This is a genomic window from Rhodococcus sp. IEGM 1370 (assembly GCF_033142325.1).
In the GTDB taxonomy this organism is placed as follows: domain Bacteria; phylum Actinomycetota; class Actinomycetes; order Mycobacteriales; family Mycobacteriaceae; genus Rhodococcoides.
In genome coordinates this window covers 118,658-125,271 of record NZ_JAWLRY010000015.1, presented here as the reverse complement: position 1 = coordinate 125,271, position 6,614 = coordinate 118,658, and the positions used below count along the sequence as shown (strand labels likewise).

General features: G+C 64.0%; 7 protein-coding genes. 2 read left to right on the top strand and 5 right to left on the bottom strand.

Annotation, left to right across the window (positions count from 1 at the left end; all coding sequences use genetic code 11):
• Positions 1–209 precede the first annotated feature (209 nt).
• The gene (locus R4P47_RS18155) at positions 210–905 is read right to left on the bottom strand and encodes a pyridoxamine 5'-phosphate oxidase family protein (RefSeq protein ID WP_317785347.1); all 696 of its coding nucleotides are present in this window, start codon (positions 903–905) and stop codon (positions 210–212) included.
• Positions 906–1,005: 100 nt separating this feature from the next.
• On the opposite strand from R4P47_RS18155, the gene R4P47_RS18150 reads away from it, so the two are divergent.
• Complete coding sequence (locus tag R4P47_RS18150) at positions 1,006–2,403, top strand: PLP-dependent aminotransferase family protein (RefSeq protein WP_317549838.1); 1,398 nt, start codon at positions 1,006–1,008, stop codon at positions 2,401–2,403.
• Here the strand turns inward: R4P47_RS18150 and murA are convergent.
• Positions 2,396–3,649, bottom strand: coding sequence for a UDP-N-acetylglucosamine 1-carboxyvinyltransferase (gene murA, locus R4P47_RS18145; protein WP_094614651.1), 1,254 nt, complete (start codon positions 3,647–3,649; stop codon positions 2,396–2,398). The two genes, R4P47_RS18150 and murA, sit on opposite strands and share 8 nt — an antisense overlap.
• Positions 3,650–3,703: 54 nt before the next feature.
• Between murA and R4P47_RS18140 the strand changes: the two genes are divergently transcribed.
• Positions 3,704–4,306: a cob(I)yrinic acid a,c-diamide adenosyltransferase gene (locus R4P47_RS18140; RefSeq protein WP_317785346.1), complete on the top strand. Its 603-nt coding sequence runs from the start codon at positions 3,704–3,706 to the stop codon at positions 4,304–4,306.
• Here the strand turns inward: R4P47_RS18140 and R4P47_RS18135 are convergent, their stop codons facing one another.
• The 3 genes from R4P47_RS18135 to atpD are packed head-to-tail and all read right to left on the bottom strand — an operon-like array spanning position 4,307 to position 6,612.
• Entirely contained in the window at positions 4,307–4,744 is a 438-nt protein-coding gene (locus tag R4P47_RS18135) for a DUF2550 domain-containing protein (RefSeq protein ID WP_068048245.1), read from the bottom strand.
• A 29-nt stretch (positions 4,745–4,773) separates the two neighbouring features.
• Positions 4,774–5,133 (bottom strand): F0F1 ATP synthase subunit epsilon, encoded by a 360-nt coding sequence (locus R4P47_RS18130; RefSeq protein ID WP_037193376.1) that lies wholly within the window; start codon positions 5,131–5,133, stop codon positions 4,774–4,776.
• A gap of 30 nt (positions 5,134–5,163) precedes the next feature.
• Positions 5,164–6,612, bottom strand: coding sequence for a F0F1 ATP synthase subunit beta (gene atpD / locus R4P47_RS18125; RefSeq protein ID WP_094638681.1), 1,449 nt, complete (start codon positions 6,610–6,612; stop codon positions 5,164–5,166).
• Positions 6,613–6,614 lie beyond the last annotated feature (2 nt).

The window sequence follows — 6,614 nt, the reverse complement described above, 5'->3', positions numbered from 1 at the left end:
AGTCCGTGAAGACCGGGTCGGTGTCCGTCGCTCTGACTCGACAAAAGTTACGCCACCAACCACACCAACGCAAATCGGCAGGTCGACCCATGCTCGCGGGGTATTCGCGCAGCTCGGCCCCGGGGCGTCGGGTCATCGCGCCCACTACACGCTGCAGGGTGCGCGTGTGATGCCAGCCACAGCCCGAACCTTCACTGCGGCAACATCGTTCACCCCCGAGTCGCGTTCCGGCGCACACCGTCCACGTGCTCCGGCACCGCAATGTCCCCCGCGAGATCAGCGGCAGGTTCGGCGTCGCCGAGCGCCTCCCACACCGGAACAACTCCGGCCCATACGTCTCCCCGCTCGATGTCGAGGTCGTCGTCGACCGGTCCACCTGACCGCGACTTCACCGATGCCTCGTACATCGAAAGCGCCAGAACCGCGGTGGCTGCAAGCTCTTTCCGAGTATGTGAACGCAGGTGAATGCTTCTTCCGGGGACCACCTGCTCGACGATCGCGTCCAATGCTCGAATCCGTTCGTCGGCGTCCTCCACTCGGCGAGGTCGTCCGACCACAACGGCGCTTCGATAGTTCATCGAATGATGAAATGCCGATCGAGCCAGGACGAGCCCGTCGACGACAGTCGCAGTGACGCAGATGTCCTGATCCGGAGCGTCGATCATGCTGCGTGACGCCACTGATCCATGCAGATACAGCGTGCCTTCCCTGTCCGGACCGGCGGGATCCACGCCGAACACGGTAGGTACGACGCGAGGCACTCCATCCACGATCACGCCGATGTGGCATATGCGCGCCGAGCGCAGTACGTCGAGCAACGCTGCGCGTTCGAGGCCGGCGCGATGCCTCCCCCGCATCACTACCGTTCGCGCCGTCGGGGAAAGAGGCACGTCGTCGACTGTCATGGTTTCCAGGATGCGGGACGAGTGGCCTTTCGTCATAGTCCAATAGAGCTGCTTTTGTTCAGGCCACTTCGACGCGGATACCGAAAGAGACCACAACCCCATGCTCCCGATCTCCCTGTCGATCACCCTCGATCGCGCCGACGCTCGGACGTTGCCCGTCCAACTGGCGGATCGCATCCGGTCCGCAATCGACGACGGAGACCTGCAGCCCGATTCTCGATTACCCAGCACCCGAGCACTTTCCGTCGATCTGGGCATCGCGCGTGCAGTCGTGGAGAAGGCTTACGAACAGCTTGTCGCAGAAGGTTGGCTCGATGCCCGACGCGGTTCGGGTAACTATGTCCGACACATCCCCCGCGCACCTCGATCGATTGCGATGGCGTCGAGCGCACACACCACACCACGAACACCCCCGCGGATATCGCTCCGTCCGGGAATCCCGTGGACTCCGCCCTCGGCATCCGATGCCTGGAAGCGCGCGTGGCGCGACGTCGGCGGCACACCACCTCCCGGCGACTATCCCGATTCCGCCGGCACGCTCGAACTGAGGACTCGCGTCGCCGATCTACTCCGCCGCGCCCGCGGGCTGCACACCACACCGGCGTCGATCGTGATCACGACGGGCAGCATTCACGGCCTCGACCTGGCCCTGGGTGCGCTTTCCGCTGCCGAATCGGTCGAACACGTTCTGGCACTGGAGAATCCAGGCTACAAATCCGCCGCTGCGCTCGCGACACATCGCGGGTGGTCCTTGCACGACGTCCCCGTCGACCGCGATGGCCTGATCGTCGAACAACTCGACTCGACTCCCCCACGAACACCGGCCGTGTACGTCACGCCGTCGCATCAATATCCGACCGGCGCATTCATGCCCATCGGCCGTCGACGTGCGCTGGCGGACTGGGCTCACAGCAACGATTCCATGATCATCGAGGACGACTACGACTCCGAATTCCGTTACGGCGTAGCACCTTTGCCCACCGTGGTCGAACTCGCACCCGACCGGACCGTGTACCTCGGCACCGTATCCAAGACCCTCGGTGCCGGGATCCGTCTCGGCTGGATGGTGGCACCTCGGTCGATGGTCGACCGCATCTCGGCAACGCGCCGCGTGATCGGCGATCATCCCTCGGTTCCCGTCCAGCATGCGATGACGTCCATCTTGCGCGACGGCGAATGGGACAGAGCCGTCCGAACGGCCCGGCGGCTCTATCGAGCCCGCGACCGCCTGGTCGCGGCCGCGCTGGCCAGGTTCGGCGAACTTCGCGGAGTCGGAGCCGGCCTGCATACCGTGTTGATACTCGACAGTGCCGCAGCGCGCGACGTCGCTACCTCATGCGCCGCGAGGGGCGTGGACGTACCGACGCTCGAACACTCGACCCGCTCCCACACAGCCCGGGGTGGAATCGTCGTCGGATACGGATCCGTCTCCGACGACGAATTGGACTATGCGATAAGCATATTGGTCGAGGCGCTGGAAGCTACGCTGCTCAGCTGACCCGCTCGATACTGCCACCGAGTGCACTCAGGTTCTCGACGAATCGCGGATAGCCGCGATCGATGTGAAACACGTCGTGCACCTCCGTCGTACCGTCGGCCACCAGTCCCGCGAGAACCAAGCCGGCCCCGGCCCGAATATCGGAGGACCACACCGGTGCGCTGGACAGCTGTGGCACACCGCGAACCACGGCGTGGTGGCCGTCGGTGCGCGCGTCGGCCCCGAGCCTGATCATCTCCTCGACGAACCGGAATCGTGCCTCGAAGACGTTTTCGGTGATCATCGACGTACCGTCCGCGACTGTCGCAAGTCCAATGGCCATCGGCTGCAGGTCGGTCGGGAACCCCGGATACGGAAGCGTCGCAAAATTCACCGCGCGCGGTCGCTCGTGTTGCACGACGCGGAAGCCGTCGGGCTCGCTGGTGACCTCTGCGCCTGCGGACCTCAATTTGTCCAGCACCAACGACAGGTGCTTGGGGTTCACACCGCGGACTCGCACGTCCCCACGAGTCATGGCAGCAGCGATTCCCCACGTGGCGGCGACGATGCGATCGCCGATCACCCGATGGGTCGTCGGCTTCAGCGCGCTCACACCACGAATGGTCAAAGTCGAGGTGCCTGCACCGCGGACGTCGGCACCCATCTCGTTCAGCATGTTGCATACGTCGACGATGTCCGGCTCACGCGCGGCGTTGTCGATCACCGTCTCCCCGGTGGCCAGGACTGCGGCCATCAAGATGTTCTCGGTGGCACCGACGGACGGAAACGCCAGTCTGATGTTAGCGCCGCGCAATTCGTCTGCTTCCGCAACGACACATCCGTGTTGGATCTCGCTGCGTGCCCCGAGCAATTGAAGACCGGACTGATGCATGTCGAGGGGACGCGACCCGATCGCGTCTCCGCCCGGCAGTGCGACGACAGCTCTCTTGCACCGCGCAACCAGCGGCCCCAGCACGCACACCGAAGCTCGGAACTGGCGAACCGCCGCGAAATCGGCGTGATACTTCGGCATGGCCGGAGTGGTGATGTGAACGACCGATCCCTCCAACTCGACCTCACAGCCGAGCCCGCGCAACACCTCTGCCATCAATGGCACGTCCAGGATGTCGGGGCAGTTGGTGATCGTGCTGGTGCCCTCTGCCAGCAGCGCTGCCGCCATCAATTTGAGGACGCTGTTCTTCGCACCACCGACCGCCACCTCACCGACGAGGCGATTTCCACCGTTGACCAAAAAGCGTTCACTCACCTCGACAGCGTAGCCAGCGGGACCGGCCGACACCCGCGCGGTACCGTAGCGCGCATGGCCGTCCACCTCACCCGCATCTACACGAGAACCGGCGACGACGGGACCACCGGGCTGAGTGATTTCTCGAGAGTGTCCAAGAACGACGAACGACTCATTGCCTACGCGGACTGCGACGAGACCAACGCGAGTCTCGGTGTGGTTCTCGCCCTCGGCAACCCGCCCGAATCGGTTCATTCGGTGATCCGCACCATCCAGAGCGATCTCTTCGACGCGGGGGCCGATCTGTCGACTCCGGTCGTCGAGAATCCGCAGTACCCGCCTTTGCGCATCGATCAGAGCTACGTCGACCGGCTCGAAGGCTGGTGCGACGAGTTCAACGAGGATCTCCCCGCACTGACGTCGTTCATTCTGCCGGGAGGAACGCCGCTGGGAGCGTTGCTACACGTGTCGCGAACGGTGGCCCGACGGGCGGAGCGGTCGGCATGGGCTGCGGTGCACGCTAGCCCGGAAACAACGAGTGCATTGCCGGCGAAATACCTCAACCGGCTCTCGGATCTGCTGTTCATTCTGAGCCGATACGCCAACCCCGAGGGCGACGTCCAGTGGGTTCCCGGGTCGAGCCGCGCCTCGAGCGACGCGACTACCGGCGACAGCTGATCAGGCCGCCGGTCGGCGGCGACGCGATCGGCCGGAGGGACGAGATTCGACCCAGGACAGGAAAGCGGTCAACGCACTTCTGTCGAGGGCGATCTCAAAATACTTACCATTGTCGGACAGTTCCAACACGGCGATGTCCGGTGTCATGATGTCGAACTCGGTGTCTCGTGGGGCTCGTCGATCACCCACGTGAATGTCCTGCCTACCCAGCCGATGATCGGGGCCGGGGCGGAGACTGGACAGCTTGAAGAAAACGAGCGTGTTGTCTCCGTACCGAATGATGCCGTGACGCCAACCGGCACCACCGTCCGTCGGCAACACCCGCATGATCGCGGCGGTTCCCCCGCGCCGTAGAACCATCAGACGGTACGCAAAAGCCGCGACGAGCCCTGCGAGCAGCACAACCAGAATGATCAGAACAATCAATCCGTAGTGCATCGCAGGTCTCGTCGCGGCTTCTCGTGAACCTAGGACCGCTCGACAGCGCGGACACGACCCTTGGCCACAGCAATGGCCTCGAGGTCGTCGCCGTTCTCTGCCACTACAGCCCGTGCCGCCTCGACATCGATGTCGTCGGCGAAATCGGCCGATTCTGCCAGCACGGTGACCGTCTTGCCGGTCACCGACAGGAATCCACCGTGGACGGCTGCGATGAGCTTTTCGCCGTCCGTGGTCGTGATCGACACCGTGCCGCCCTCGATCAACTGCCCGAGGACAGGCTCGTGGCCCAGCATGATGCCGATCTCACCTTCGGTGGTCTGAGCGCTGACGATGGTCGCGGTACCGGACCACAGCTTTTGCTCCACAGCGACCAGGGAGACCTCCATGCCGCTCTTCTCGGAAGAAGTCACGTCGGTCTACTTTCCGGCCATCTTCTTCGCGGCTGCCTCGACATCGTCGAGACCACCACAGCTGTTGAAGGCCTGCTCGGGAAGGTGGTCGTACTCACCCTTGGTGACCTTGTCGAATGCCTCGATGGTGTCGGAGAGCGACACGACCGAACCGGCCTCGCCGGTGAACTTCTCGGCAACGATGAAGTTCTGGCCGAGGAACTTCTGGAGGCGGCGTGCACGGCCGACCAGAACCTTGTCCTCTTCCTGAAGCTCGTCCATACCGAGGATGGCGATGATGTCCTGCAGCTCCTTGTACTTCTGCAGGATCCGCTTGACCTCGTTGGCGACGCGGAAGTGCTCCGCACCGACGATGCCGGGCTCGAGGATGCGAGAGGTGGAGCTCAGCGGGTCCACAGCGGGGTAGATACCCATCTGCGAAATCGGACGCGAGAGCTCGGTCGTCGCATCGAGGTGCGCGAACGTCGTGGCCGGAGCCGGGTCGGTGTAGTCGTCGGCGGGAACGTAGATCGCCTGCAGCGAGGTGATCGAGCGTCCACGGGTCGAGGTGATGCGCTCCTGGAGCTCACCCATCTCGTCCGCCAGCGTGGGCTGGTAACCGACGGCCGACGGCATACGACCGAGAAGGGTCGACACCTCCGAACCTGCCTGCGTGAAGCGGAAGATGTTGTCGATGAACAGAAGAACGTCCTGTCCCTGAACATCGCGGAAGTACTCCGCCATGGTCAGTGCCGACAACGCCACGCGCATACGCGTGCCGGGCGGCTCGTCCATCTGGCCGAAGACGAGGGCGGTGTCCTGGAGCACGCCCATCTCTTCCATCTCCAGGTGGAGGTCGGTGCCCTCACGGGTGCGCTCGCCGACTCCTGCGAACACCGAGGTGCCCGAGAACTCGCGTGCGATGCGGGTGATCATTTCCTGGATCAGAACGGTCTTGCCGACACCGGCACCACCGAACAGACCGATCTTTCCGCCCTTGACGTACGGGGTCAGGAGGTCGATGACCTTGATGCCGGTCTCGAGGATCTCGGTCTTGCCCTCGAGCTGATCGAAGGCTGGTGGCTTGCGGTGGATGCCCCACTGCTCGCCGTCGCGGCCGAGTCCGGGGGTGTCCAGGCAGTCACCGAGGGCGTTGAACACGTGGCCCTTGACGACGTCACCGACGGGAACCGAGATCGGCTTGCCCGAGTCGATGACTGCAGTGCCGCGGACGAGTCCGTCGGTGGGCTGCATCGAGATGGTGCGAACCAAGTTGTCACCGAGGTGCTGTGCGACCTCGAGCGTCAGGGTCTTGGCCACGGTCGGCAGAGTGATCTCTGCGTTGAGGGCGTTGAACAGTGCGGGAATCGAGCCGCGCGGGAACTCGACGTCCACAACGGGGCCGATGACCCGAACGACACGGCCGGACTGAGTGTCCGCTCCGCTCGCGTTCTCTTGGGCTACTGCTGCGGTCATTG